The sequence below is a fragment of the Acinetobacter calcoaceticus genome (assembly GCF_016508255.1).
In the GTDB taxonomy this organism is placed as follows: domain Bacteria; phylum Pseudomonadota; class Gammaproteobacteria; order Pseudomonadales; family Moraxellaceae; genus Acinetobacter; species Acinetobacter calcoaceticus_E.
This window is the reverse complement of the sequence record NZ_JADVKT010000002.1, coordinates 708,511-734,200: the sequence shown is the minus strand read 5'-3', so window position 1 is coordinate 734,200 and position 25,690 is coordinate 708,511. Positions and strand designations below refer to the sequence as shown.

Below are 25,690 nucleotides of genomic sequence, written 5' to 3'. Positions count from 1 at the left end.
GGTAAAACTGATTCGTGCTTAAATTCTTTGATTTATAAAGTCTTCCTTTTAATCTTATTTCTTTAGATAACCACTCATGATTTGATAATCATGTACTAAGGCTTGTAGAGCATTGATTTCCATTTGGCGATAGTGCTTTAAGACTTTCTGGCCCAAAACTGTAACCGCGGCCCCACCACCATGTGTTCCACCTGTTTGAGTTTCAACTAAGGCTGTTTCAAAGCACTGATTCATCGTATCGACCAACTGCCATGCACGGCGATAGCTCATATTCATAGATTTTGCAGCTTGTGAAATTGAACCAGTTCTCTCAATTGCTTCAAGTAAGTCGGCCTTACCCGGACCAAATGCAATGTTTTGCTCTAAAAGAATTCTAAGCTGTAATTTTAAGTTGTGTTCTTTCATAGGCTTAATTCACAAGATTTGATTTTATTCTGGTTAAGATTATATGGAAATTTAAAAAGATAGGACATATACATTTTTAAAATGCGATTACATCTTGAAGATAGTCTTATTAAAAAATCAAAACTGCACAAAGTGGATAAAGATCTGGAAAAAACGGATAGAGACCAAGGCCTAATCGCGGTTCAATCAGTTAAAAGCTGAATGAATAGGATTGAGCAAATGACCTCATCTAATTTAAAACAATGGAATGATTTTGTTGATGGATGTATCGACTTCCGTCCTAACGATGGCGTGTTTCGTATTGCACGAAATATGTTTACCGAGCCTGAGCTGTTTGACTTGGAAATGGAATTCATTTTTGAAAAGGTTTGGATTTATGCATGCCATGAAAGTGAAATTCCAAACAATCATGATTTCCTAACAATTCAAATTGGTCGTCAACCAATTATTGTGAGCCGTGATGGTAAAGGCGAACTACATGCGATGGTAAACGCTTGTGAACACCGCGGCGCGACTTTAACACGCGTTGCAAAAGGCAACCAGTCAACCTTTACATGCCCGTTCCACGCATGGTGTTATAAGTCAGATGGCCGTTTGGTTAAAGTCAAAGCACCAAGCGAATATTGTGAAGATTTTGATAAATCAAGCCGTGGCTTAAAACAAGGCCGTATTGCCAGCTACCGTGGTTTCGTATTTGTAAGCCTCGATACTCAAGCAACAGATACTCTAGAAGACTTTTTGGGCGATGCAAAACTGTTCCTTGATTTAATGGTTAACCAGTCCCCAACAGGTGAACTAGAAGTACTTCAAGGCAAATCATCTTATACCTTTGCAGGCAACTGGAAGCTACAAAATGAAAATGGCTTAGATGGCTACCATGTAAGTACTGTTCACTATAACTATGTCTCTACAGTCCAACACCGCCAGCAAGTCAATGCATCAAAAGGTGAAGAACTCGATACGCTTGACTATAGCAAGTTAGGTGCGGGTGACTCAGAAACTGACGATGGCTGGTTCAGCTTCAAAAATGGCCATAGTGTTTTATTCAGTGACATGCCAAACCCAACTGTTCGTCCGGGTTACAGCACTGTTATGCCATATATGGTCGAAAAATACGGCGACAAATATGCTGAATGGGCAATGCATCGTTTAAGAAACTTGAACTTGTACCCTAGTCTATTCTTTATGGATCAGATTAGCTCACAGCTTCGCATTGTTCGGCCTGTTGCTTGGAATAAAACCGAAGTCATCAGTCAATGTATTGGTGTTAAAGGTGAATCTGCTGAAGCACGCCGTAACCGTATCCGCCAGTTTGAAGATTTCTTTAACGTTTCTGGTTTAGGTACACCAGATGATTTGGTCGAATTCCGTGAACAGCAAAAAGGCTTTCAAGCACGACTTGAGCGCTGGAGTGATATTTCTCGTGGCTGCCAGTCTTGGGAATATGGCGCAACGAAAAACTCGGAAGATTTAGGCATTCAACCTGTCATTACTGGCCGTGAGTTTACCCATGAAGGACTCTATGTAAATCAACATGGACATTGGCAACGTCTGATGCTCGACGGCTTAAACAAGAAAGCGCTGAAAATGCAGGATATTACTTTCGAAAACAATACCCTAATGGATGAGGTGTAACCATGTCACAAGAACTACATTTTGCTGTATCTCAGTTTTTGTACAAAAAAGCAGAACTTTGTGATGCTTATGACTGGGATGCCTATCTAGATCTTTACGATGAAGATAGTGAATATCATATTCCTCAGTGGATTGATGACCATAACTATGTTCAAGATCCAAATCAGGGTTTGTCTTATATTTATTATGCAGACCGTACAGGCCTTGAAGACCGTGTATTCCGTATTCGTACAGGTAAAGCTGCGTCTGCAACGCCGTTACCACGTACGTTACACAGCATGAATAACATTCGTGTAAAAACACTGGATGATGGATTGGTTGAGGCAAAAGTTGTATGGCAAACGCTTTATAACCGTCAAGGCTTAGAAGGCTGTTTTTACGGACATGCCACTTATCTTTTACGCCAAACCGCAGATGGTTTCCGCATTCGTCGTCAGCACAGCATTTTGCTCAATGACAAAATTGATTCCGTTTTAGACTTCTATCACGTTTAAGGGGAATAAAAATGGGACATTCAGTTGCACTTAACTTTGCCGATGGTAAAACCTTTTTCATTTCGGTAAATAAGGATGAATTGTTGCTAGATGCAGCAGTTCGTCAGGGAATTAACCTGCCGCTAGACTGCCGTGAAGGTGTTTGTGGTACCTGTCAGGGTCAGTGTGAAACTGGTATTTATGAACAAGAATATGTTGATGAAGATGCATTAAGTGAGCGTGATTTGGCTGAGCGTAAAATGTTAGCTTGCCAGACGCGTGTGAAATCAGATGCAGCTTTTTATTTCGATCATGATTCTGCTATCTGTAACGCTGGTGATACTTTAAAAATTGAAACCAAAGTGACTGCGGTTGAGCTGGTTTCTGAAACAACAGCAATTTTGCATCTTGATGCGAGCAGTCATGTTGAACAGCTTCAGTTTTTACCGGGTCAATATGCTCGTTTGCAAATTCCAGATACTGAAGATTGGCGTTCATATTCATTTGCCAATAGACCAAACGCAACCAATCAATTGCAATTTCTAATTCGTCTCTTGCCAGACGGCGTCATGAGTAATTACTTGCGTGACCGGTGTCAGGTTGGACAAACCCTACTCATTGAAGCCCCGCTTGGTAGTTTCTATTTACGTGAAGTACAGCGACCACTGGTTTTTGTAGCTGGTGGAACAGGTTTATCGGCTTTCTTGGGAATGCTAGATAACTTGGTTGATCAACCAAACTCACCAGCCGTTCAGTTGTATTACGGCGTAAATAGTGAAACCGATTTGTGTGAGCAACAGCGTTTACATGCCTACGCAGAACAACTTCCAAACTTTATTTATCACCCAATTGTGACTAGAGCAACCGAAGCTTGGCAAGGTAAAGCGGGTTATATTCATGAACACTTAAATAAAGATCAACTGGCTGAACAGGCTTTTGATATGTATTTATGTGGCCCACCACCAATGATTGAAGCCGTGAAAAACTGGTTAGATGAACAATCTTTGCAAAACTATCGTATTTATAGCGAGAAGTTTTTACAGAGTAATGCCTCACGTTAAAAGTATAAATAATTTAAAAACCACTAAAACCTTAAATGATTCAATATACTCTGCAAGGGGTATATTGAATTTTTGCATTTAAATTAAAAGTTTTTATATATCAGTAATATAAAATAATTAATTCTGACAAAATAAATTGACCAGTTCGCTCGGATTTGCTATAAATTTTGATAGATCTTAAGGAATAAGATCATGATGAGATTAACTTATAGCACCTTTTATATCCCCCTATTCTATTTCTCGAATGTATTAAATTGATGGACAAAATCCGACGTAAAAATTTGAGAAAAACACATTAATTAGCGGATAAATTGGTCTGTATTTTGCTTATATCTCATTGTAATTTGCGAGTAACTTAATTTTTTTAAGTGCCGTATTTACGCGTTGCAAAGTTAAGATTCACACATTTTGCACAGTAAATACAGGAGTGAGCCAAAAGGGATATATATGAACCAAGCCAACTCCCGAGAACTCAGTGGACGTCATTTTCAAAATGAGTCTATCTTTACCACTGGTAATTTGGTGTTTGATCACCACGATTTAAGCGAAACCTGCCGCAATGTAGGCCAAATTTTTAAACCACATGATCTTAAAATCTCTCATCAGAAGCGAGATTTCAGTGCAACTATGCACCATGTTAAAACAGGCGCACTGTCTATTAGCCGCTTGGAATATGGCGCGGATGTCATTATTGAACCAGATCACCTTGATAACTTTTACCTCATTCAAATTCCAACTCAGGGCTATGCAGAAATCGAGTTTGGTTCACAAAAGTTTATTTCTTATTCTCAAGTTGCATCTCTTATTTCTCCTCAGCAACCTTTACGTATGCGCTGGCACACAAACTCACCACAGCTCATTCTAAAAGTTTCAAAGGATGATTTTACTTACCATTGCCGTCAGCACATTGCCGGTTCAGAAAATAACTTACTCGTTTTCGACCCAAAATTAGACTTTGCTACTCAAAGCGGTGCTTATTTTTTACAGCTCGTTAGAACTTTAATGGATGCTTTAGCATGCGAGCAACACCCTCTTCATCATCCTCTAGCCTTTAAACAGTTTGAGTCAAATCTTTTTAATGCACTGATCTATGGTCAACCCAATAACGCATTACATAAAATAGATCAGCATAAAGAAAAAACTGTCTCTCCTTATTTTGTGAAGCGTACAGAAGCCTACATAAAAGAACATTTACATGAGCCGCTTAACGTCGAAATTTTGGCTGAACATGCTGGCGTGAGCGTAAGAACCCTATTTACCGGTTTTAAAAATTATTTGGGGACAACCCCAATGTCTTATTTAAAAGAATTACGTTTTGAACAGGCTCATTTAGAGCTGATGCACAATGAAAATCTATCGGTTACTGACGTTGCATTTAAATGGGGATTTACTCACTTAGGCCGTTTTTCTCAAGAGTACAAACGCCGTTATGGTGAATTACCTTCGTCTACCCGCCGTTCTGGTCAAAGTGAAGGCTTAATTACTTCAATTTTTTCGTAAACTAAAAATAGATAAAGCCTTTTATATCAATAAATATAAAAGGCTTTTTTTATGACTTAGAAATGATGAACATAACGAACTTGTAATCGTGTTCCTTCTGGTCGGTTTTCAGCATCTTGCTCAAAATAAGCATTTGCAACCAAGTGATCATTTTTAGAAAAACTATACATCGCACCCGGACCAATTGCCCAGACTTGCTCACGTCTACCTTTGACTTTTTCACCATCGACTTCGGTGTCAGTGACTTGTTTTAGCCAATAGCCATTTAGTCCTAAGCGGAATTGTTCGGTAATGGCATAATCTGTTGCAAAGTTTGCATGAATTGCTTGCCCTACCTGCATATCATTTGCTCCAGCAAAAGCATAGCTTGGGTCATCATTTTTAAAGTTATAGAGATAATGGATGCGTGTTGAAGCGGTCCATTTGGGATTAAACCAATATGTGGCAGCCCAATAAGGATCAAATGAAACAGCGTTATTACTTGGGTTAATATCTTTTTGCTGGTCGTATTCCCCAGTAGGTAAATTCACCTGAAACTCAAAACGATGTACAAACTTCGGTCCTTGTGCGCCCATGATTGGATCGAACTGAATAAAAGGTCCAATCATAATGTCCCCAAAGCCACTTTGGGCTTTAATAGCAGCATTATTCAAGCCATCATCCATGTCCATTTTGCTGACAAAAGGAATTAAAAAATTTATACCTAAACTGGCTTTATCTTTTACTCGAACATTCGATAAATAACTAACTTGTTCAACCAGTACTTGATAATTTAAATCTGTTTTAGGTAAACCTAATTTTTGTCCATTGGCATCGACCAGTTTATTACTATCGTAATTTTGAAAATAGGTTTGAGCATACCAGCCAGGCCCTGCGGGTAATCCGCCATCGAGAAAGCTGGTCATGCCTAAGTTTACGGTCGGTAAATCATAGGCATGTGTAACCAAGGGCAAACCCAACAATGTCCCTGCTAAAAATCCATGTTTAATTAAAGTGCTTTTCATCTTCTTATTTCCTATAAAAAAATCACGACCGGATTGATCGTGATTATGGTGAATTAATGTGCTAATTCTGGATGCTCAGCAGCAATCCGATACTTTCCTGCGTGGAATACCAATGGTTCACCTTGACGTTGTTGGTACTGTTCAATTTGACCAATAAAAATCAAATGATCTCCGCCTTCATACTGATTTACATTGCGGCAAACCAAGGTTGCGAGTGCATCTGCCAAAATTGGAACACCTGCCTTGCATTGTTGATGTGAAATACCTGCAAATTTATCTTCGGCACCTCGAGCAAAATGTCCCGAAAGCTGGTGATGCTCCTGTGCCAACATGTGAATGGCAAAATATTCAGCCTCTACAAAATCTGACAAACTTGGCGCTGTTTTTGAAAGACTCCACAAAATTAATGGCGGATCTAAAGACAGCGACGAAAATGAATTGGCTGTCATTCCTATTTTCCGACCATCTTTACCACGAGTTGTAATCACGGTAACGCCAGTTGCAAATTGTCCAAGTAAATTACGGATTTCTCTTGGGTTTTCAGCATTAATCGCTTGTAAAGCTAAAGTTTCAATTGTGTCCATTTTTCATATCTCCCTTTGACTATGACCTAGGCTACTTTTGCTGCGGTTTTTGAGGCCAAGAATGCTTGAGCTTGATCTGCATCAAACCACCAAGGGGCAAAAGAGCGCGGGTCATCAAAGTTATTGGCCATAATGGAAGCAATGCTTTGGTTTTGGCTTGCGGCTGCTAATAGTTCAACGACATGAGGCTGTGGTGGAACTAACAGGCTATTGGTCCAAGCTACGACTTTTTCTGCATAAGCCCAATAACGTTCAAAAGTTTGAACCATCCATTGTTCGCTAAAGTTTTGATTATCATTGGCTAAAATGGCATCGAAATAGATTTTGCTACACTTAGCAGCGTTGTTTGAGCCTTGACCAGTAATCGGGTCATTCACCACCAAGGCATCTGCCATCCCAAAAATTTTCTTGCCAGACGGTAATGTCAAAATTGGTTTGCGTACTGTCGGTGGGAAACGTCCTGCTAAATATCCACCAGCATCGGTTAACTCAACATTTGTGCAGCGTTCATATTCCCAAGGCACAAATTTCTTGAGTAAGTCCAAACTGCACTGCAAATGCTGTTCTGGTGTTTTCACATCTTGCCAGCAATCCATTGGCCCATTTGGAATTCCTTCAAACACCATGATGTCGCAAGGACCATTAACGGTAAGTGCTGGAAATGAAAAGTATTCGCCGACTTCAGGAATAATGTTAAAAGTCACACGTGAATAAGGTGAAATTGGCTTCATGTTTTTGACGTAGGTCAAAGCCAAAGCGCGTTGAGGCTTATCAAAAACACTGCGTACATCATCACGTTCAAACTGTTTAACGACTTCACCTTTACCAGCCGCGAGTAATACAAGCTCGTAGTCGTTTGCGAGTTGTTCTAACTCTTCTATTCCAACATCCTGAATTACTAATCGACCGCCACGGCGTTCAAATTCTTCCATCCAATATGGCATTTTGACGCGTTGATCGACCGATTGAGCGTAACGCTCAAGACGAGCACTCCATTCAAATGCTTTACCACCATTTTCAGGATTGACTAAAGCTAGCCCGATGCCTTCTACTGCTGGGCATTGTTCTTCCCAAAAATTCAGTCCCAAGTCACGTTCAGTTTGTAAAGCGGTATGAAACATACACTGGCTTGACATGACTTTACCTTGGCGGATTTCATCGGCAGTTCGGTTGGTGATCATTGTCACGTCATAGCCTGTATCTAATAAGCCTAAACCAAGCTGTAAACCAGACTGTCCTGCTCCAACAATTGCGATACGGCGCATAATATTCTCCATAATTTTCTAAATGTGCTTTTAAAACGCTGTGCTATTCGGCTAAACGTGGAATAGCAGGCTGTGATCCTTCAGGGCCCATCACTGAATATCCGCCATCGACCGCATAATCTGCTCCGGTGACAAAACTTGCAGCGGGTGACAATAAAAACAAAACAACATTGGCGACTTCTTCGGGATGACCCAATCGGCCTAGCAAGTGATAATCGGCTGCCACGCTATCGGCCTTTTCGCGGTTATTACCGCTGACTTCCGCAATCACGCGAGACCATGTCCAACCCGGTGAAACGGAGTTGACACGAATACCATCAGCAGCAAAATCCATTGCCATGCTTTGTGTGAGTTGACGTATCGCGGCTTTAGAAACTGGATATAACCAGCGCCCTGTTTGTGCCACTTTGGCCGAGATTGAAGTAAAATTAACGATTGAACCTTGCTGCTTTTTTAGGTCATGATATAAGGCACGGCTCAGCTCAACTGTAGAGACCAAATTAATATCGAGTGCTTGTAACCAGTCCTGACGTGAAGATTTAAAACCGTCATCTAAGTAAGTACATGCCAAATTCACCAAGTAGTTCACTTCACCTAAATGTTGGTGAATATCTGCCACAGCTTGTTGAATAGCCACATCGCTGGTTAAATCGGTTTGAATAAACATCACATCATGATTAAAGCTTTCTGCAATTGCCTTGCCTTTGGCATCAATATCTAAGATAGCGACATGAGCACCCACACTCACCAAAGCTTGTACAACAGCTTTACCAATAAGTGTTGCGCCGCCGCTCACTACAGCAACTTTTCCTTTTAAATCTATATTCATTGTCGATACTCCTTAATTGACTGGCTTGCCTTCACTACTTGACCAAGATGGCATCAACGTATTTGAAGGAAGGTCTTCATCAAGAAGTTTTCGTGCTGTCTCGACACCTGCAACTGGTAAGCCTGTCGGATCTAATAAACCAATTTGAACGAGTACCGACGCTTGGTCCCAGTAAATATGTTCATGGCACAACTTTGAACCTCTGAACTGAATTACACCTAACATTGGAATTTCGACATATTTACCAGTCGGTTTTACACCCGGTAATAACCAGTCAATTTCAGCGTCATGGGTAAAGCTCATAATGAACTCGTCTACCACTTGCGTTGAGCCAACGGTACGAGAGATTGAAGTAATCTTCATATCTTCTGGGTTTTGGTGAACAAAGTGATATTGATAAAAACGAGCAAGCTGGCTTTGACCTACACCGCCGGTTAAGGTTGGAATATGGTTGACATACGGTTCTGCGACCATCGTGGCCATGGTTGCAGGCACATCACGCGTATCGAACTCATGACGAATATGCTCTTCCCATAGCGCGACTAGGTCATATTTCGGTCCAATCGTGTCATGTAGAGCTGTTACTGTACGCTCGTGGGCAAAGCGTGCTGAAGGTTTGTGATAATGATTGCTTTTTGGGCGTGCAAAAGCATGATCAACACCTTCATAAACATAAGCTTGTACATTTGAATATTGGTTGGCTGCATCAACAATCGCTTGTCTCGCATCTGGCGGTATAAATTGGTCCAGTTCTGCAATATGTAAAACCAAACTTCCTTGTACGTTGGCTAGCTCATCTAACGCTTTTTCAATGCCTACACCGTAATAACCTACAGCACATGCCACTTCCGAAAGTCGACATCCTGCAAGATACGCAAGCTTTCCACCTAAACAGTACCCCACCACACCGAGGCCTGTAGAGGTGTCACATTCTGGTCGCTTCTTTAAAAAAGATAAGCTGTCCTGAATATCTTCAACTCCGAGGTTTTCATCATATTGCTGATAAAGTTCGAAAGCTTTTTGGAAGTCTTCTGGCGTATAACCGAGTTCAATATTGGGAACTACACGCCAAAATAAATCAGGAACCAAAACGGTATAGCCTTCTTCTGCAAGAAATTCTGCTTTTTCTCGCATGGCTGCATTAACGCCAAAGATTTCCTGACAAAGCACCACACCGGGTCCTTTTCCTGTTTCTGGTGTCGCTAGATATGCACTGAACTGCTTTCCAGATGCTGTTTTAATTTGAATGGTTTGACCAGCCATAGTGTCAACTCCTGACATTGTTATGGCTTTATCTTCTATCCAAATTTTTTTCTAGACTGTCCAAAAGCTGCAAGCACTATCCAATCTCTGCGCAATTATCAAAAACAATCAAACCGGATAAAAAATTAAAAAAATAAACATATATATTTCAAAAGATTAAATTAAAAAATGAAATTAATGCTTTTTATCTCATTTGGAAAAATGGATGAAGATGAGGACTTATTGGATAGTGAAGACTGGCTAAAAATAGTTCAATCAAAGTCACAGGTTTTGTAACGAATGCATTGAATTAATCAGGGAATTAAATAATTTTAAGAAGGAATACGTATGAAAATGATAGATGCTTTCTTTGGCTCACTCATTTTCACTTTTAACCTAAGCTTAAGCTGTATTTTCTTTATTCTTGCACTACCAACCTTCATCTCATTTATTGCACTTAGCCTGAAAGTGATTTATGAAAAATCTAAAAACAAACAAGTGTTAAAGCTAGAAGAAAGTCTATAAATATTAATCGATAAATAAAAAACTGATTTCGTTGCCTAAATCAGTTTTTTATTGCGAAAGTTAAATATCAGAAAATTTTGCCTTTGGTCTCACTTGGATTTTCGCCAAATTCTTCGCGATATTCTTGAGAAAAACGACTTAAATGGTTAAAGCCCCAGTCATAGGCAAGCTTTGAAATAGAAACCTTTCTATCTGCACCTGTGGTGCTCAAGATTTTATAAATTTGTTGGAGACGATATTTTTTCAAATATGACATTGGGCTTGTGCCGTAGTACTGTTGAAATTCGTCATACAATTTTGATTTTGAAACCCCAGCCAGACGCTGTAAGTCCTCTGCACAGATTTCTTCATGGGCATGTTCAATAATAAAATTACGGACCTTACGGATATATGCTGGCTCATCTTGATGTGAGAGAGACTTTAAGGCTTCAGAGTAGTTATTTTCTTGAGACAACAACAGTGCTTTAATAACAAAATTTTCGTAGTCTTCAGACAACATCTGCAAACCATAAAAATTGCTATATTGAGATTTCAACTGTACAAAATTTTGAATATTCTTCCACCATGCACCAATGAGTTGCTCGGAGTCTAGATGCATTTCAGGATTAAAAATAATAGGAGTTTCTATAGGTTTATTTAGTAGATCTGCAAGGACAATCTGCATACTCCGCTCAGGAATAACCACCTGAAATTTTCTGCAATCTTTATCGATAATCAAATCTTGTTGATCGTTATTTGAAACTATAAGGCCTCGATTTTCATCAGATTGATAATGAGCGCCACGAATGTTGAGAGCTTGTCGACCTTGTATAGGCAAACTAATGCTATACGCTTTTAAATTTGAGATGTTAATGGCAACGTTTGCACCATAACTGATTGTACCGATCGCCATTTTTTTATTAGGCAAACGCATTCCGTCATAGTGAAAATCGAGAGTGTCTTTGTAGATTGTATCTAGACGGTGTTCACCACAAATCGTGGACATCAAATTCTGCGCAAATTCAGCTTTGCGCGAATAATGATTGAGTTCCGTCTGTTGGCTGAGTGATGTCATATCCTTTTCACCTAGCTAATAACTTATTGCTTAAAAAGCAACTTGTATGCCAATTAATATCCTTTAATTGACGCATTTTCCTGAAAAATATCGAATCAAGAAAGAGAGTAAAGATTACTTTCTCATACTCTATTAGATTTTAAAAATGGAAATAAGTTAAATACCTTTAAAGTATAATTTCATACTTTAACAAACTTATTTTATTAGATTTTTTATAAACAAATACAGTAGAGATAAATTATTATTTTGAACAGTAGACTATCGTAAATTTCAACAAATAAAAAAACCGCCTATTTTAAATAAGCGGTTTTTATAAAACACTTAAATTATTGGGCAGTATAACCACCATCCATGACCACAGCTTGACCTGTTACTCCACCCGCTTTGTCACTCGCAAGGAAAATTGCATAATCAGCAATTTCCTCAACCGATAACAAACGCTTTTGAGGAACCATTGCTAAAATTACATCTTCAAGTGCGCTGTCTAAACTCACATTACGAGTTTTAGCCAAATCTGCAATTTGACCACGCACCAGTGGTGTGTCTACATAACCTGGGCATAAGGCATTTACCGTAATGCCATCACGTGCACATTCTAATGCTGCAACTTTTGTTAGGCCAATCACGCCATGTTTAGCACTGTTATAACCAGCTTTCCCAGCGAAACCAATTAAGCCATTAATCGATGCCATATTAATAATACGGCCAGACTTTTGAGCTTTCATAATTGGAAAGACATGTTTAATGCCAATAAAAGAACCTGTGAGCATGACTTGAATCAGTTTCTGGTAAACAGCAGTTGGAAACTCTTCAATAGGCGCGACATGTTGGAAACCAGCATTATTAATCAAAATATCAACTGTGCCAAAAGTCTTTTGAGTCAGCTCGATAGCTTGTTTATAAGCATCTTCATCGGTTACATCGCATGGAGCAGACAAAGCTTCAAAGCCTTGTCCTTTGAGCAGATTTGCTGTTTCTTGGCATTTCTCAGCGTTCATATCGGAAATGACGACCTTTGCACCTTCTTGAGCAAATTTCTTGGCAATTTCTAGACCGATACCACTCGCAGAACCTGTAATAAAAGCTACTTTACCGTCTAAAAGTTTAGTCATGTATTTACTCCTTAATACTTATAACGTGCTGATTTAAACAATACCCGTTACGGTAAAGACCGTAATCACCACAAATACCGCTAATGTTTTAATTACCGTAACTGCAAAAATATCTTTATACGATTGTTTATGGGTTAACCCAGTAACAGCGAGTAAGGTAATGACAGCGCCGTTGTGAGGTAGGGTATCCATACCACCCGATGCCATTGCAACCACACGGTGCATGACTTCTGGTGGAATACCAGCGGCTAAAATCGCGGCGTTATAGTGTTCAGCCATTGCACTTAAAGCGATACTCATACCGCCAGAAGCTGAACCAGTAATACCAGCTAAAACGGTTGTCGTCACAGCTCCATTCACTAACGGATTTGTAAAGGTATTGCTCATTGCATGGCTAATCAGAGCAAAGCCCGGTAATGACGCAATAATCGCACCAAAACCATATTCAGAAGCCGTATTCATCACAGCTAAAAGTGAGCCACCAATACTTGCATTAATACCTTCTTTAAAATTAGTTACTACGCGCTGATAATCAAACAAAATTGCAGCAATAATCCCTACAATAAGCGCAAGACCAACAGCCCAGATCGCACTAGTTTTTGCAACATCTACGGTGTAATCAGCTAGACCAACTGCGGCAAAATCAAAACCATTTGGGTACCACTCTTTAATTGCTTTAGACAAATATTTGTTCATTACTGCAACTAAAATAAGAGGTACAAAAGCTAAGAACTGGCGAGCGGAGCTTCCTTTGTTTTGTAGAGAAATTTCAGAATCCGCTTCTTGAGACGGCGTATTTTCTATACCAAAACCAGAGAATCCTTCCCCCGCTTTTGCAGCAGTACGGCGACGCCATTCCAAATAGGTTAAACCCATACACAACACAAAAATGGCGCCGATAATCCCTAGAAATGGTGCGGCATAAATATTAGTACCAAAGAATGTAGTTGGAATTACGTTTTGAATTTGTGGCGTGCCTGGCAAGGCATCCATGGTGAATGTAAATGCACCAAGCGCGATGGTTCCCGGAATTAAACGTTTTGGAATATTAGCTTGTCTAAAAAGCTGATTTGCAAAAGGATAGATCGCAAAGACTGCAACAAATAAACTGACACCGCTATAGGTTAAAATTGCACCTAGTAGTACAACAGTTAAAATTGCCTTTTTTGCCCCAATCCATCTCACAATGGTTCGAGCGATAGACTCAGCAATTCCTGACATTTCAACGACTTTACCGAAAATTGCGCCAAGCAAAAAGACAAGAAAATAATCTTTAATAAAGTTCACCATTTTGGGCATAAAAACACCTGAATAAAATGGTAAAACATTGGCTGGATTTATAAGTAGAACTGCAAGTAAGGCACAAATTGGTGCCATGAGAATGACTGAAAAGCCCTTGTAAGCTGTATACATTAACAGCCCAAGCGAAAGTAGAATTACAAATAATTCCCACATATATTCTTTCTCCCTAAAGAATAGATATTAGGTTCAATAAAATTACCAAAAGATATTTAGGTTATCCCAAACCTAAAATGATAAAAATCACAATATCTATGTGTGGCAATAGGTAAATGAGCTTAAAAATAAAATATCACTAAAATATTTAAAAACAATGTAATTTATTTAAATTTTAAAATACAAATAAAATACAAATACTTATATTGCATAGTTGGTAAAATTCAAATATTTAAAATTTATTATTGTTTGATAAAACTTATTAATTATTGAGTAAATTTAATTAATATTTATATATTATTTAATAAAGACAATTAAATATTATATTCTTTAAATTAATTTGATAAATATTTTCTTAGCTAAGATCAGTAATCTTTTATAAGTAATAAAAAACCCACTTAATGATGAGTGGGTTCAATTAAAATTTAATATTACTCGACTACCTTAGACACAAGCTCTTACGCTTTTATTTCATTCGAGTTAGTCTTAAATTAAAGTCAGATGGAAGTAGGATTCGATATTCTATCTCCACGCTTGGTTTGACTTCCGTTTCTTGAGAAGTTGCAATATTTGGGCACATCCCACCACCTGTTTCTAATCTAAAAATATAATATTTGGGCTCAAGATAAATCGTAGCTATTTCATTTGAACGAATTGAGAATACTTTTTCGTTATTAACATACATATCATGGCTACAGCCAGATCCTAAAAAACCTTTATCTCTTAAAAAAGTAACTTTTGCTTGTTCAGGACTGTGTTTCTTTAGATAGTTCTGATTGTATACTCTCTCATTAGGTACTGGCTTGGCTGTATTTGAAGCAACTGGAGCTGTTGAACACCCAATTAAGCTGAGAACTAGTCCTAAAAAAATAATGTTTTTCATGAAATTATCCATTTTAATAATGAGTAAAATTTAACAGTTCAGAAAACGAAAAACTACCCAAAGGTGTCTTAAAACTTAATGAAATTTTAGTAGTGAGAGTAAATTTGTAGTATCACTAATAGGATAAGGTTTGCCGTTAATTATCAGAGGATAAGAGTTTGGCTTTTTGCGGAATTCTTCTAAAACTAAATTATCTAACTCTTATAAGCCACTACTTCTTCAAATCTTTACCACCTTCAAAAAAGAAGTTTTAAATAAATTTAAATTTGTTAATACCTTGGCTTATATCTCTTATTTCCTCCACTCGTAATACAATAGTGTCCACCTCTTGGTCCCACACAATAATCAACTACAGCACAAGAACAATCACTATCATAGTATCTTTGAGACTGCTTTTTTACTGAATGATGCGATTGCGATTTTAAAGCCTGATAATTATTGGACTTAGACTTTCTAGTCTTTTGTTTAAAACAGTCTTCTGTTTCACACAAAAGTTTCTCGGAGATCCATTGAGGTGATGATGAGTTTAGCGAAATACGTACCCAGTTTTCTTTTTTCTCATAAATATCAACTTTTTCACCACGCCCAAGTTTTGCTACAACACTACCATTAGGCTTATCTCTAATATTAAGTGTATTGGTATTGATATATTTTGATTCTACAATCTCTTCAACTGAGCTTGAATTGTTTCTTGAGGTATTGTCATTTCCAGAACCAAAAATTCCTAAAGCAACTATTCCTACGGCACCCCAGCCTAAAGTAGATTTTTTCATGATTTACCATTTATTTTATATTTTTCTTACTGTAACAGAGTGTAATTAAAAATAAAAATCAGCCTATTAACCACTAGTCTAATAGTAATAAATATTAAACCGCCTTAAGGCAGTTTAACTATTTTCAAAATACTTTAAAAAAAGTGATTACCTTTCTTCATTTGTTGTCTCTTTTCCTAAGCATGCGTTTTCGATACTGTCACCAAACTTAAGAATCGGAGGAAGTTCATTTTCATCATAAGTTTCTGGAATTGGCCATTCATATGCCAGTTTAGCAATCCTATTCGCTTCTTTCTTATTATAAAAACTCTTTTCAGCTTCTATATATCCAAGTAGATCATCAAGAGGTATACCATCTTGCCTAACATGCATAAATGTAAATGCATATCTTCTTAAATCTGTACAATACTTTTCATTTTGAGTATATGTAAAATGTGTGTGTAATGCCTCATTTTCAGAAATTGCATAACTAGCATTTGATAATAATAAATATGTAAATAATAAAATTAAAATTTTCTTCATGTATTTAATTAACTCTATATCCAATCATCACTTAACCAAAAAAGCCCTCTTCAAAGGGCTTTTTAAGTAGAAAAAAACTACTCTAATCCATATCCTATCGTTGATTAAATCTGATATTGATCAGCTTTAAGATGTGGTTGATCTACAAGCAGTTCAATAAAAGATGGAATTGAGGTAGTGTTAAGCAAATACGGGTTAAACTCATCGACATGATGATGAAAAAAGAAATCCTTTATTTTCGTATTTATAGGAGCAAATTTCATGCTCCAATGCTTAAATAACCGCTGCTCGGATGGTTCCGAAAAGATGATTTCGCAGTTCTGATGTCGCGAATCTTTCAGAATTGAATTATAAAACAGCGATTCAACCTGTTCTTTCTCGCCCTCTAAGTACTGCAAGAAATACCCATTACCATAGTAAAGTACTCCCGTAATATCATTATAAGAGTTGAATTTGACTGCTTCTGTGAGGATATCAATTAAATCTTGTTTTACTTGACTATGTTCACTATTGGTTTTACTTGCATACATAAAGCCTATTAAATTCATAGCGATAACTCGAAGATAGATGTCAGTTTGGCATTCTGACAGCTACATACCACGCTTACAACCTGACCTATTTAAAACCTTGTATTTCAAGAGTAAAGATTATTATCATTTTGAAAATGACAAACTTTAACAACCAGAAATCTTTTGTAAATTAATCTCAACTTAACAAACTAACTAGAAAATATTATTTTCAGTAAAATCAAGAATTGTCTTTAATTTGTGGATGTCTAATGGAGAACCATGAAATTATTCTTCAAGACGAACATCATAAACAACTTAAGATTGTCAAAGTCCAGGATGTACGTTTTGATGTAAATACCCTTAACAATAGTTATCAATGGTTATGGGTATTTGATCATAGTTCAGAGTTTTTCCCATTCGAGTTGTGGGATCAGCTCGACAATGCAACTGTTCATCAAAAGATAAAACTAGATAATCAGGTTTTTAAAATTATCAAGATTTTGACAAAGAAAACTAAGGTTAGGCCGTCATAACATATAGCTGTACGAATAAGATAGAAGCTTATGAAATGGTTATTATTCAAGGTTTTTAAATCATTATATGAAATACAACTCTTATTATATTTAATGACTATTAGCCTTACATCTTGCATGGTAAAGCCTACTATAGCTACCAATGAAGATATCTCTATTCAACCTGTACTTATCACAAGCAATACGAGAAGTAATATTTCAATGATGGCTTCAGCACAAGGAAAGCTTATAGTAGATGAAAGTGGATGTATCAGACTTGGAGATGAAACGGCTCCACTAATTATTTGGCCCTATGGCAGCAAATTAGAAAACTTAGGAAATGGTAAATTTAAAATTACTAATGGTTTTACAAATCAATCTGCTGTAATTGGTGAACAGATATCACTAGGTGGTGGGTTATATGAAGTGAAATCTACTCAAGTTACTCCTTCTATTTCTAAAGCTTGTGCAGATTATGGTTATTGGTTAGCTGGTCCTATGGAAGTAAAATAAGCTCTTATTCGGCTTAATATCATCGTAAAATTAAGTCTTGGATATTATTGTGAGAAATTAGTTATTTGATAAAATCTCCTTAAAATTTTGAAAAGAGTTAAAAAATGATAAAAAAGACAATTTTAATTATTATTCTTTCCTTAATATCTTATAAATTTACCCGTGCAGCACAAATTATTTACATACCTAAAAATGATTTGAATTGGCAGGGTTTTGATTTTCATTACGTATTCTTTTCGGATGGTGAAAAAGCATCTAGAGAAATTTTTGACCAAAGAATGAAAAAACAGGTTGATATCTTTAAAGCTCACCATGAACCAAGAATTAAATTTGCAAATAATTTACAAGATAAACTTCAAGCAGAATGTGATTATCTTGCAGATGCTCAAAAACTTCTGGCAGTGTATATGCAGTACTATCCAAAGCTTTTACAACAGAAAGATGCGAAACCAATTTTCTTTCAATCTCAGGAATATTTAGATCATTTCAAAACCAATAATTCAAAATGTGAAACTTAAAGACGATTACGTATTATTTATTACATATTAATATCTTTTAGGCGCAATCATTAAGTGCTTGCTTCATTTTTTTCGGAATAACTGCCCAAGAGGATGAGGGAATATATCCTTTTACCATTGTGATACCATTTTCATTTGCTATATATATAGTCACTCCAGCATATCCCATTTCTCCTTTAGCAAGCCTAAAACCATTTTTAGTCTCAGTCGCAGTTAGAGGCAAAAGCACAGATGTATTTTCAAGAACACAATTTTTGTATTCAGCTGTAGATTTTTGAGTTGTTAATACTACATCAGCTTTATTTTCCGTTTGCTGTTCTATAGATTGGCAACCATTAAAAAAAGCAAAACTTGAAACTAACCCTAAAAAAATACTCTTTTTCATGACATTATCCACTTTAATTAATTTAAATTTAACAGTTAAGGATAATACAAACCACCCAAATCGATGGTTTAAATTTTTGAAAAATAGTATTTATTTAATTTAAATTATTCAATAGAATGACAATGTAAGATCTTGATAAGAAAACAAAATATGATGTGGATTAAATTTATATTATACCCTCTTGGTATGTTTCTACTGTGGCAAATCATTTTCATGATCGCACAACTCTCTCTAGAATATTTACATGTACCACAAATAGTTGTAACTATAATTGTGCTGATCATAAATTATGGTATGCAAATTTTGATTGGATATAAAATTCCTCAATTAGCGCCCAAATATAAATTTGTAGCGAGTACTACATACATCATCTTTTTCACCTTTTTATTAGCAATCTATTCAATAACTATTTTATTAGAAGGCTTAAAAATTTCCCCTCAAGCAATTTGGCTAGGTCATTTATTTTTCCATTTAGTTGGAATGGCTCTATATTTTGCAAACAACACAGATGAATTCTGTTGGGAAAATTTACTAAAGTAGTTCAGCATATTCTTCCCTACTTTCTTTTCTTAATTTTTGTCAAAAAACATCATATTAGACAAATTTTCGTATAAATTACCCTTCTAGATAAGTTGAGTAATCTAAAGGAATGAAATGACGCTTAAACAACTAAAAGCTTTTTTAGCCCTTGCGCGTACACTCAACTATGCCAATGCATCTTTAGAGCTACATCTAAGCCAATCAGCTTTAAGTCTCAGCATCAAAAGCTTAGAAGAAGAATTAGGCGGAAAACTATTTAACCGAAATACTCGCCGTGTTGAACTGACTCAGGAAGGTAAATCCCTTATTCCTTATGCAAAGAAATTGCTCGCCAATTGGGATGAAATGGAAAATGATGTGAAGCAACGATTTAAGCTTAATCGTGGTACTTTAAGTATTGCTTCTATGCCTTTTGTGACTCATGCAATTTTACCTGAAGTAATTCATCAATTTTTAGCGCTTCATCCAAACCTTAACTTTTCAATTCATGATATTCCAAATGAAAACATTATTGAAAAAGTACAAGATGGTATTTTTGAGCTTGGTTTGTGTTTTGAGCCAGACCTCATTGAAGGTTTAGAGTTCCAACCGCTCTTTGAAGAAGATTTTTTAGCATTATTACCCAAGACTCATCCACTGGCAGGTGCTTCCTCAATTACTTGGGAGCAGCTCTGTTCAAATCCATTTGTTACTTTACAAAAGCCTTCAATTGTTCGTTATTTGGTTGAGCAAAATTGTCTTCGTAATAACTTAACCCTTGATTTAAAGGTTGAATGTCATCAAATTTCATCACTTTCAAGTTTTGTCGCTTATGGAATTGGGGTAAGTGCGATTCCAAGGCATTTTGCTAAACACATAGATAAAGAACATAACGTATTGATTGAATTAAAAGACGAAACTATTCATAAGACAGTGGGAATTGTTTATAAAAAGAACTTTGAAATTTCAAATATTTCGACTCAGTTTATTGAGGCGTTACTTCAATATAAATTTTAAAAAATTAAAGACTGCATTTTAGAGTGAGCTACGTGCACGCTTAAGCCAAATTTATTAATTTATATAATTTTCAATATCTTAAAATAAATTACTAAAGATTTTAGCGTTCTATACGTCTGTTTTTTTGTTGTTAATTTGATAGCATTCATTGAATATACTCATTAATCCTTTAAAAAAATTAACTTCTATAACGTAAATCAAGATGCTAAAACTAAAACCACTAAGGGATATAGGAAAACAATAGAATGAATAAAGTTTATGCCAGTGCAGAGGCAGCTATTAAAGATATTATTGCCGATAATCAAACACTTGCCGTTGGTGGTTTTGGCCTATGCGGTATTCCTGAAAAACTCATTGTGGCTGTAAAGCAAAGTGGAGTAACTGGTTTAACCTGTATTTCTAATAACGCAGGTGTAGATGACTTCGGTTTAGGTATTTTGCTGCAAACCAAACAAATCAAGAAAATGATTTCATCTTATGTGGGTGAAAATAAAGAGTTTGAGCGCCAATATTTAAATGGTGAGCTTGATGTCGAACTCACTCCACAAGGAACATTAGCAGAAAAATTACGTGCTGGTGGTGCAGGAATCCCTGCTTTCTATACTCAAACGGGTGTAGGAACACTTATTGCTGAAGGTAAAGAAGAACGTACATTTAAAGGTAAAAACTATATTTTAGAAGAATCTTTAACCGCAGATGTTGCGCTAGTTAAAGCATATAAGGCAGACAAAGCAGGAAATTTAGTATTCCGTAAAACTGCACAGAATTTTAACCCTGAATGTGCGATGGCTGGAAAAATTACAATCGCAGAAGTTGAACAGGTTGTTGAAATTGGTGAATTGGATCCGGATGAAATCCATTTAGCGGGTATCTATATAAACCGCATTGTACTGAATGCATCACCTGAAAAACGTATTGAGCATAAAACTTTAAGCACGGAGGCAGTATAAGATGGCTTGGTCTCGTAATGAAATGGCACAACGTGCTGCACAAGAACTTGAAGACGGTTTCTATGTGAATTTAGGTATTGGTTTACCTACCCTTGTGGCTAACTATATTCCAGAAAATATTAATGTTTGGCTCCAGTCTGAAAATGGGTTGTTGGGTATTGGCGAGTTTCCAACAGAAGAAACCGTTGATGCTGATTTAATTAATGCAGGTAAACAAACAGTTACTGCGCGCTCTGGAGCCGCATTTTTCTCAAGCTCAGAATCTTTTGCAATGATTCGTGGTGGCCATGTAAATATTGCAATTTTAGGGGCAATGGAAGTTTCCGAAAATGGTGACTTGGCCAACTGGATGATTCCGAGTAAAAAAGTCAAAGGCATGGGCGGTGCAATGGACTTAGTTGTTGGTGTCCAAAAAGTAGTGGTTCTTATGGAACATTGTGCAAAAGACGGTACACCAAAAATTGTGAAAAACTGTAGTTTACCTTTAACAGGTAAAGGTGTCGTGCACCGAGTAATCACCGACTTAGGTGTAATGGATATTACTCCTCAAGGTGTTGAACTTATTGAACTTGCGAAAGATGTCACTCTTGAACAGATTCAAGCAGTTACAGGTGTTCAATTTTATAAAACATTAGTGGCTTAAAATTTAATTCTATTGAGTACCAAGGCTCAAGTTAGAAAGTGAACTTGAGTCTTAACCCTTTAAGCACCGGATGTGCTTTCAATGAATAAGAATTAGAAGGATTTTTTAGATATGGATAAACAGCAAGGAATTTTTGAAAGATTTGCCCTTCGAATTAGTAACTGGTCTGAAAAATGGTTTCCAGATTCATACATTTTTGCATTGCTAGGCGTCATTATTGTCTCAATTGCTGCTTTAGGAATTGGAGCACCTATTCAGGATGTAGCAACTTCATTTGGTAATGGTTTTTGGAGTCTTATTCCGTTTACCCTACAAATGACCATGCTCATCATTGTTGGTTATGTCGTTTCTGTATCTAAGCCTGTGAAATTCCTTATCCAGAAAATGGCTCGTATTCCAAACTCTGGGCGCGGTGCTATTGTTTTGGTTGCAACCGTTAGCTTGTTAATTTCTCTGGTCAATTGGGCAGTAAGTACCATCCTTACTGCATTATTAGTTATAGCGCTGGCGAAACGTAAAGAACTCAATATGGATTATCGCGCAGCTGCGGCAGCTGCAATTATTGGTATGGGTGCGACTTGGGCACTTGGAATTAGTTCTTCAGCAGCACAGCTTCAAGCAAATAAAAGTAGTCTGCCAGAGTCCATTTATAACCTGACGGGTGTTATTCCATTTACCGAAACGATCTTTCTTTGGCAATCCATTGCTATGACCATTATTTTGGTTATTGTTTCACTAGCAATTGCTTATTGGTCCGCGCCAAAAGGTAATAATGTTAAAACGATAGATAGTTTTAATATTCAATTTGAAGAAGAAAAAGCACATGAAGAAAAATCTAATCGTCCTGGTGACTGGTTAGAAAACTCCCCTATTTTAACCATTATTGTGGTGGCTTTAGGCTTAATCTGGATGTTTTTTGAGTTCTCGAAAAGTAACCCAATTATTGCGATTTCAAGCCTCAACACATATAACTTTGTCTTTTTAATGCTTGGCCTAGCCTTGCATGGAACACCACGTAATTTTCTAAATGCTGTTGCAAAGGCAGTTCCTGCTGTTTCAGGAATTTTAATTCAATTTCCGTTATACGGAAGTATTGCTTTTATTATGACGCAAGCTTTAAACAGTCAGAATTTATCGCTGTCGCACTATGTTGCTGAATTCTTCGTTTCTATTGCTTCAAAAGAAACTTTTGCGATTGTGATGGGAATTTACTCTGCTGTACTTGGGTTCTTTGTGCCATCTGGTGGTGGTAAATGGATTATTGAAGCCCCATATGTTATGCAAGCAGCAAATGATTTGAAAGTCCATCTAGGCTGGTCGGTACAAATTTATAACGCGGCTGAAGCATTACCAAACTTAATTAATCCATTTTTCATGCTTCCAATGTTAGGCATTTTAAAACTAAAAGCAAAAGATGTAATCGGTTTTACAGTGACTCAGCTAGTTGTCCACTTTCCCTTAGTTCTATTTTTATTGTGGTTCTTGGGAAGAACACTGAGTTATACCCCACCCACTTTTTAATTTATTGGCGTCTTTAGCTTCGGTTAAAGACATTTAACAAATACACTAATTTTAAGAGATATTAAAATGAGCTCAATCGTTATTGTTTCAGGCAGTCGTACTGCAATGGGCGGTTTTCAAGGTAATTTATCAGCCCTAACTGCCCCAGAGTTGGGTGCTGCTGTCATCCGTGAATCGATTAAACGTGCAGGTATTGCCCCTGATCAGGTCAATGAAGTTATTTTTGGCTGTGTACTAAGTGCAGGCATAGGCCAAGGCCCTGCTCGTCAAGCGATGCGTAAAGCAGGTGTACCTGATCATGTGGGTGCAGTCACCATTAATAAACTGTGTGGATCTGCTATGAAGGCTGTCTTGATGGCCTCTGACACCCTCAAAGCAGGAAGTGCAGATATTATTGTTGCAGGTGGTATGGAGTCTATGAGTAATGCTCCATATATTTTGCCAAAAGCACGTGGTGGCTATCGTATGGGTCACGGAGAAATTAAAGACCACATGTTTTTAGATGGCCTTGAAGATGCAGAAACAGGGCGTCTAATGGGTTCTTTTGCTCAAGACATGGCAAACACCAAAGGTTTTACTCGTGAGCAAATGGATGATTTTGCGATTTCATCACTCAAAAAAGCACAAACAGCAATTACTGAAGGCTACTTCAAAGAAGAGATTGTTCCTGTTGAAGTAAAAACGCGTAAAGGCGTAGAGGTTGTTGATCAGGATGAGCAACCCTTAAAAGCAAATCTTGAAAAAATTCCAACATTGCGCCCTGCTTTTAGCAAAGACGGCACAATTACAGCGGCAAACTCAAGCTCAATTTCTGATGGTGCTGCTGCGTTAGTACTTACTACTGAAGAATATGCAAAATCACATGGTTTAAATACTTTAGCAAAAATTGTTGCAACTTCGACTCATTCGCAACATCCAAGCGAATTTACGATTGCCCCGATTAGTGCGATTCAAAAAGTACTTGAGCGTGCTGGTTGGTCTGTTGAGGAAGTAGATGCTTGGGAAATTAATGAAGCATTTGCCATGGTTGCAATGGCACCAATTCATGAGTTAGGCATTGATGAATCTAAAGTTAACGTACATGGCGGCGCATGTGCTTTAGGACATCCTATCGGTGCGACAGGTTCACGTATTATTCTTTCTCTCATCTATGCTTTAAAGCGCTTAGGTAAAAAGAAAGGCGTTGCTGCACTATGTATTGGTGGCGGTGAAGCGACTGCTGTGGCAATTGAAATCTAAAAATAGAATAAGAAGAAGATGTAATAATTCTAATTACATCTTCTTTGTTTTTTAAACTTTAAACAGCTCATAGCAAGTTTGTCGGAACCATTTATGGCTACTTTTATGGTGACAAGACATATGCCAATGCTGTTTAACATCGTAAGTCGGGAAATCGAGTGGTGCTGGTAAAATTTGTAAGTTTTCTCTGACCAATAATACCTGACTTAAATAATATGGCACAGTTGCAATAGCATCAGTCTCTTGAACTACCAATCCAACACCTAAGTAACTTGGCAATCGAATTAGAATGTTTCTATCTAATCCTTTGTTTTGCAATTCATTTTTAATATGATAATGCCCAATACCTGCATCAATATCGATGTGATATTCACGCATATAATCATCTAAAGTAAAATTATTTGGGTCTAAACGGGGATGGCTCTTAGAGCTAATCACCACATAATGTTGTTTAAAAAATTTCTGTTGATAAAAGCCTTCTTCCAATTGGGGTAGAAATCCAATCGCGAGGTCAATTTCGCCATTCGCCATTTGATAGCTTGTTTCTGGCGTAATGGGCCTAATATTCAAACGAATTAAAGGTGCTTTCTCTTTTAAATAATTGGTTAATTGTGGCAATAAAACCAGATGTGATACATCGGTCATTGCAATTGTAAAAAGTTGATCCGAGGTGAGCGGATCAAAATTCACACTAAAATTATTAATACTTTCTACTTTATCAATCACTTCACTAATGAGTGGAAAGATTTCTTTGGCTAATTCAGTTGGAATCATTTCATTGCCAACACGAATAAAAAGTGGATCATTAAAATGCTGACGGATTTTGTTTAGACCATTACTAACGCTCGGTTGTGTAAGGCCAATAGCATCAGCAGCCATTGAAACACTTTTAAACCGATAAATGTGATAAAAAATATTTAGTAATCTACTATCTAGATCAAACAAAATTGTCTCCGTCTGGATCAAATAATCCATTAAAAATAGGCTGAAACAGGTATAGCTTTTACAAAAAATGCTAAACCTGTTTTTGAATTATTGATGC

28 protein-coding genes and 1 pseudogene are annotated in these 25,690 nt (G+C 37.0%); 14 read left to right on the top strand and 15 right to left on the bottom strand.

From position 1 onward, the window contains the following. Nucleotides 1-54: 54 nt before the first annotated feature. Complete coding sequence (locus tag I5515_RS07445) at nt 55-405, bottom strand: winged helix-turn-helix domain-containing protein (protein WP_199965469.1); 351 nt, start codon at nt 403-405, stop codon at nt 55-57. 219 nt (nt 406-624) lie between these two features. Between I5515_RS07445 and antA the strand changes: the two genes are divergently transcribed. The 4 genes from antA to I5515_RS07425 all read left to right on the top strand — a co-directional run bounded on the left by antA (nt 625) and on the right by I5515_RS07425 (nt 5,074). Then, on the top strand, nt 625-2,040 hold the full coding sequence (gene antA, locus I5515_RS07440) for an anthranilate 1,2-dioxygenase large subunit (RefSeq protein ID WP_199965468.1): 1,416 nt from the start codon (nt 625-627) through the stop codon (nt 2,038-2,040). A 2-nt stretch (nt 2,041-2,042) separates the two neighbouring features. Further along, nucleotides 2,043-2,534, top strand: coding sequence for an anthranilate 1,2-dioxygenase small subunit (gene antB, locus I5515_RS07435; protein WP_199965467.1), 492 nt, complete (start codon nt 2,043-2,045; stop codon nt 2,532-2,534). A 5-nt stretch (nt 2,535-2,539) separates the two neighbouring features. Then, nucleotides 2,540-3,574, top strand: coding sequence for an anthranilate 1,2-dioxygenase electron transfer component AntC (antC, locus tag I5515_RS07430; RefSeq protein ID WP_199965527.1), 1,035 nt, complete (start codon nt 2,540-2,542; stop codon nt 3,572-3,574). 447 nt (nt 3,575-4,021) lie between these two features. Next, complete coding sequence (locus I5515_RS07425) at nt 4,022-5,074, top strand: AraC family transcriptional regulator (protein ID WP_199965466.1); 1,053 nt, start codon at nt 4,022-4,024, stop codon at nt 5,072-5,074. 56 nt (nt 5,075-5,130) lie between these two features. On the opposite strand, the gene I5515_RS07420 is transcribed toward I5515_RS07425, so the two are convergent. The 5 genes from I5515_RS07420 to I5515_RS07400 are packed head-to-tail and all read right to left on the bottom strand — an operon-like array spanning nt 5,131 to nt 10,019. Then, nucleotides 5,131-6,078: a transporter gene (locus I5515_RS07420; RefSeq protein ID WP_199965465.1), complete on the bottom strand. Its 948-nt coding sequence runs from the start codon at nt 6,076-6,078 to the stop codon at nt 5,131-5,133. A gap of 53 nt (nt 6,079-6,131) precedes the next feature. Continuing rightward, complete coding sequence (locus tag I5515_RS07415; protein ID WP_199965464.1) at nt 6,132-6,662, bottom strand: flavin reductase family protein; 531 nt, start codon at nt 6,660-6,662, stop codon at nt 6,132-6,134. Between the two features lie 26 nt (nt 6,663-6,688). Further along, on the bottom strand, nt 6,689-7,927 hold the full coding sequence (locus I5515_RS07410) for a styrene monooxygenase/indole monooxygenase family protein (protein WP_199965463.1): 1,239 nt from the start codon (nt 7,925-7,927) through the stop codon (nt 6,689-6,691). Nucleotides 7,928-7,970: 43 nt separating this feature from the next. Next, nucleotides 7,971-8,756, bottom strand: coding sequence for an SDR family oxidoreductase (locus I5515_RS07405; protein ID WP_199965462.1), 786 nt, complete (start codon nt 8,754-8,756; stop codon nt 7,971-7,973). A 12-nt stretch (nt 8,757-8,768) separates the two neighbouring features. Continuing rightward, nucleotides 8,769-10,019, bottom strand: coding sequence for a dienelactone hydrolase family protein (locus tag I5515_RS07400; RefSeq protein ID WP_199965461.1), 1,251 nt, complete (start codon nt 10,017-10,019; stop codon nt 8,769-8,771). 333 nt (nt 10,020-10,352) lie between these two features. Between I5515_RS07400 and I5515_RS07395 the strand changes: the two are divergent. Further along, nucleotides 10,353-10,523: pseudogene (locus I5515_RS07395) on the top strand (MFS transporter); the annotation flags it as partial. Nucleotides 10,524-10,590: 67 nt separating this feature from the next. On the opposite strand, the gene I5515_RS07390 reads toward I5515_RS07395, so the two are convergent. The 7 genes from I5515_RS07390 to I5515_RS07360 form a co-directional block, all read right to left on the bottom strand. After that, on the bottom strand, nt 10,591-11,577 hold the full coding sequence (locus tag I5515_RS07390; protein WP_199965460.1) for an AraC family transcriptional regulator: 987 nt from the start codon (nt 11,575-11,577) through the stop codon (nt 10,591-10,593). Between the two features lie 326 nt (nt 11,578-11,903). Beyond that, on the bottom strand, nt 11,904-12,689 hold the full coding sequence (locus I5515_RS07385; RefSeq protein WP_199965459.1) for a 3-hydroxybutyrate dehydrogenase: 786 nt from the start codon (nt 12,687-12,689) through the stop codon (nt 11,904-11,906). 33 nt (nt 12,690-12,722) lie between these two features. Next, complete coding sequence (locus I5515_RS07380) at nt 12,723-14,144, bottom strand: GntP family permease (RefSeq protein ID WP_199965458.1); 1,422 nt, start codon at nt 14,142-14,144, stop codon at nt 12,723-12,725. Between the two features lie 466 nt (nt 14,145-14,610). Then, entirely contained in the window at nt 14,611-15,027 is a 417-nt protein-coding gene (locus I5515_RS07375) for a hypothetical protein (protein WP_199965457.1), read from the bottom strand. 269 nt (nt 15,028-15,296) lie between these two features. Further along, a complete protein-coding gene (locus I5515_RS07370) occupies nt 15,297-15,800 on the bottom strand; it encodes an SH3 domain-containing protein (RefSeq protein WP_199965456.1) in 504 nt (167 codons plus the stop codon). 147 nt (nt 15,801-15,947) lie between these two features. Next, entirely contained in the window at nt 15,948-16,322 is a 375-nt protein-coding gene (locus I5515_RS07365; RefSeq protein ID WP_199965455.1) for a hypothetical protein, read from the bottom strand. Between the two features lie 104 nt (nt 16,323-16,426). Beyond that, a complete protein-coding gene (locus I5515_RS07360) occupies nt 16,427-16,870 on the bottom strand; it encodes a BLUF domain-containing protein (protein WP_199965454.1) in 444 nt (147 codons plus the stop codon). 230 nt (nt 16,871-17,100) lie between these two features. Here I5515_RS07360 and I5515_RS07355 point away from each other — a divergent pair, with 230 nt between their 5' ends. The 3 genes from I5515_RS07355 to I5515_RS07345 all read left to right on the top strand — a co-directional run bounded on the left by I5515_RS07355 (nt 17,101) and on the right by I5515_RS07345 (nt 18,374). Continuing rightward, nucleotides 17,101-17,364: a hypothetical protein gene (locus tag I5515_RS07355; protein WP_004792482.1), complete on the top strand. Its 264-nt coding sequence runs from the start codon at nt 17,101-17,103 to the stop codon at nt 17,362-17,364. 30 nt (nt 17,365-17,394) lie between these two features. Continuing rightward, a complete protein-coding gene (locus I5515_RS17535) occupies nt 17,395-17,856 on the top strand; it encodes a hypothetical protein (protein WP_227562647.1) in 462 nt (153 codons plus the stop codon). A 104-nt stretch (nt 17,857-17,960) separates the two neighbouring features. Then, on the top strand, nt 17,961-18,374 hold the full coding sequence (locus I5515_RS07345; protein ID WP_199965453.1) for a hypothetical protein: 414 nt from the start codon (nt 17,961-17,963) through the stop codon (nt 18,372-18,374). 37 nt (nt 18,375-18,411) lie between these two features. On the opposite strand, the gene I5515_RS07340 is transcribed toward I5515_RS07345, so the two are convergent. After that, nucleotides 18,412-18,759 (bottom strand): hypothetical protein, encoded by a 348-nt coding sequence (locus I5515_RS07340; RefSeq protein ID WP_199965452.1) that lies wholly within the window; start codon nt 18,757-18,759, stop codon nt 18,412-18,414. Between the two features lie 150 nt (nt 18,760-18,909). Between I5515_RS07340 and I5515_RS07335 the strand changes: the two genes are divergently transcribed. The 6 genes from I5515_RS07335 to I5515_RS07310 all read left to right on the top strand — a co-directional run bounded on the left by I5515_RS07335 (nt 18,910) and on the right by I5515_RS07310 (nt 24,648). Then, nucleotides 18,910-19,299 (top strand): hypothetical protein, encoded by a 390-nt coding sequence (locus I5515_RS07335; RefSeq protein ID WP_199965451.1) that lies wholly within the window; start codon nt 18,910-18,912, stop codon nt 19,297-19,299. A gap of 114 nt (nt 19,300-19,413) precedes the next feature. Then, complete coding sequence (locus tag I5515_RS07330) at nt 19,414-20,295, top strand: LysR family transcriptional regulator (RefSeq protein WP_199965450.1); 882 nt, start codon at nt 19,414-19,416, stop codon at nt 20,293-20,295. Nucleotides 20,296-20,540: 245 nt separating this feature from the next. Beyond that, nucleotides 20,541-21,245, top strand: coding sequence for a CoA transferase subunit A (locus tag I5515_RS07325; RefSeq protein ID WP_199965449.1), 705 nt, complete (start codon nt 20,541-20,543; stop codon nt 21,243-21,245). Between the two features lies 1 nt (nt 21,246). Further along, nucleotides 21,247-21,888: a 3-oxoacid CoA-transferase subunit B gene (locus I5515_RS07320; RefSeq protein WP_199965448.1), complete on the top strand. Its 642-nt coding sequence runs from the start codon at nt 21,247-21,249 to the stop codon at nt 21,886-21,888. 111 nt (nt 21,889-21,999) lie between these two features. Next, nucleotides 22,000-23,409 (top strand): short-chain fatty acid transporter, encoded by a 1,410-nt coding sequence (locus I5515_RS07315; protein ID WP_199965447.1) that lies wholly within the window; start codon nt 22,000-22,002, stop codon nt 23,407-23,409. Between the two features lie 66 nt (nt 23,410-23,475). Next, nucleotides 23,476-24,648 (top strand): thiolase family protein, encoded by a 1,173-nt coding sequence (locus I5515_RS07310; protein ID WP_199965446.1) that lies wholly within the window; start codon nt 23,476-23,478, stop codon nt 24,646-24,648. Between the two features lie 51 nt (nt 24,649-24,699). On the opposite strand, the gene I5515_RS07305 is transcribed toward I5515_RS07310, so the two are convergent. After that, entirely contained in the window at nt 24,700-25,593 is an 894-nt protein-coding gene (locus I5515_RS07305) for a LysR family transcriptional regulator (RefSeq protein WP_003651675.1), read from the bottom strand. Between the last annotated feature and the right edge of the window lie 97 nt (nt 25,594-25,690).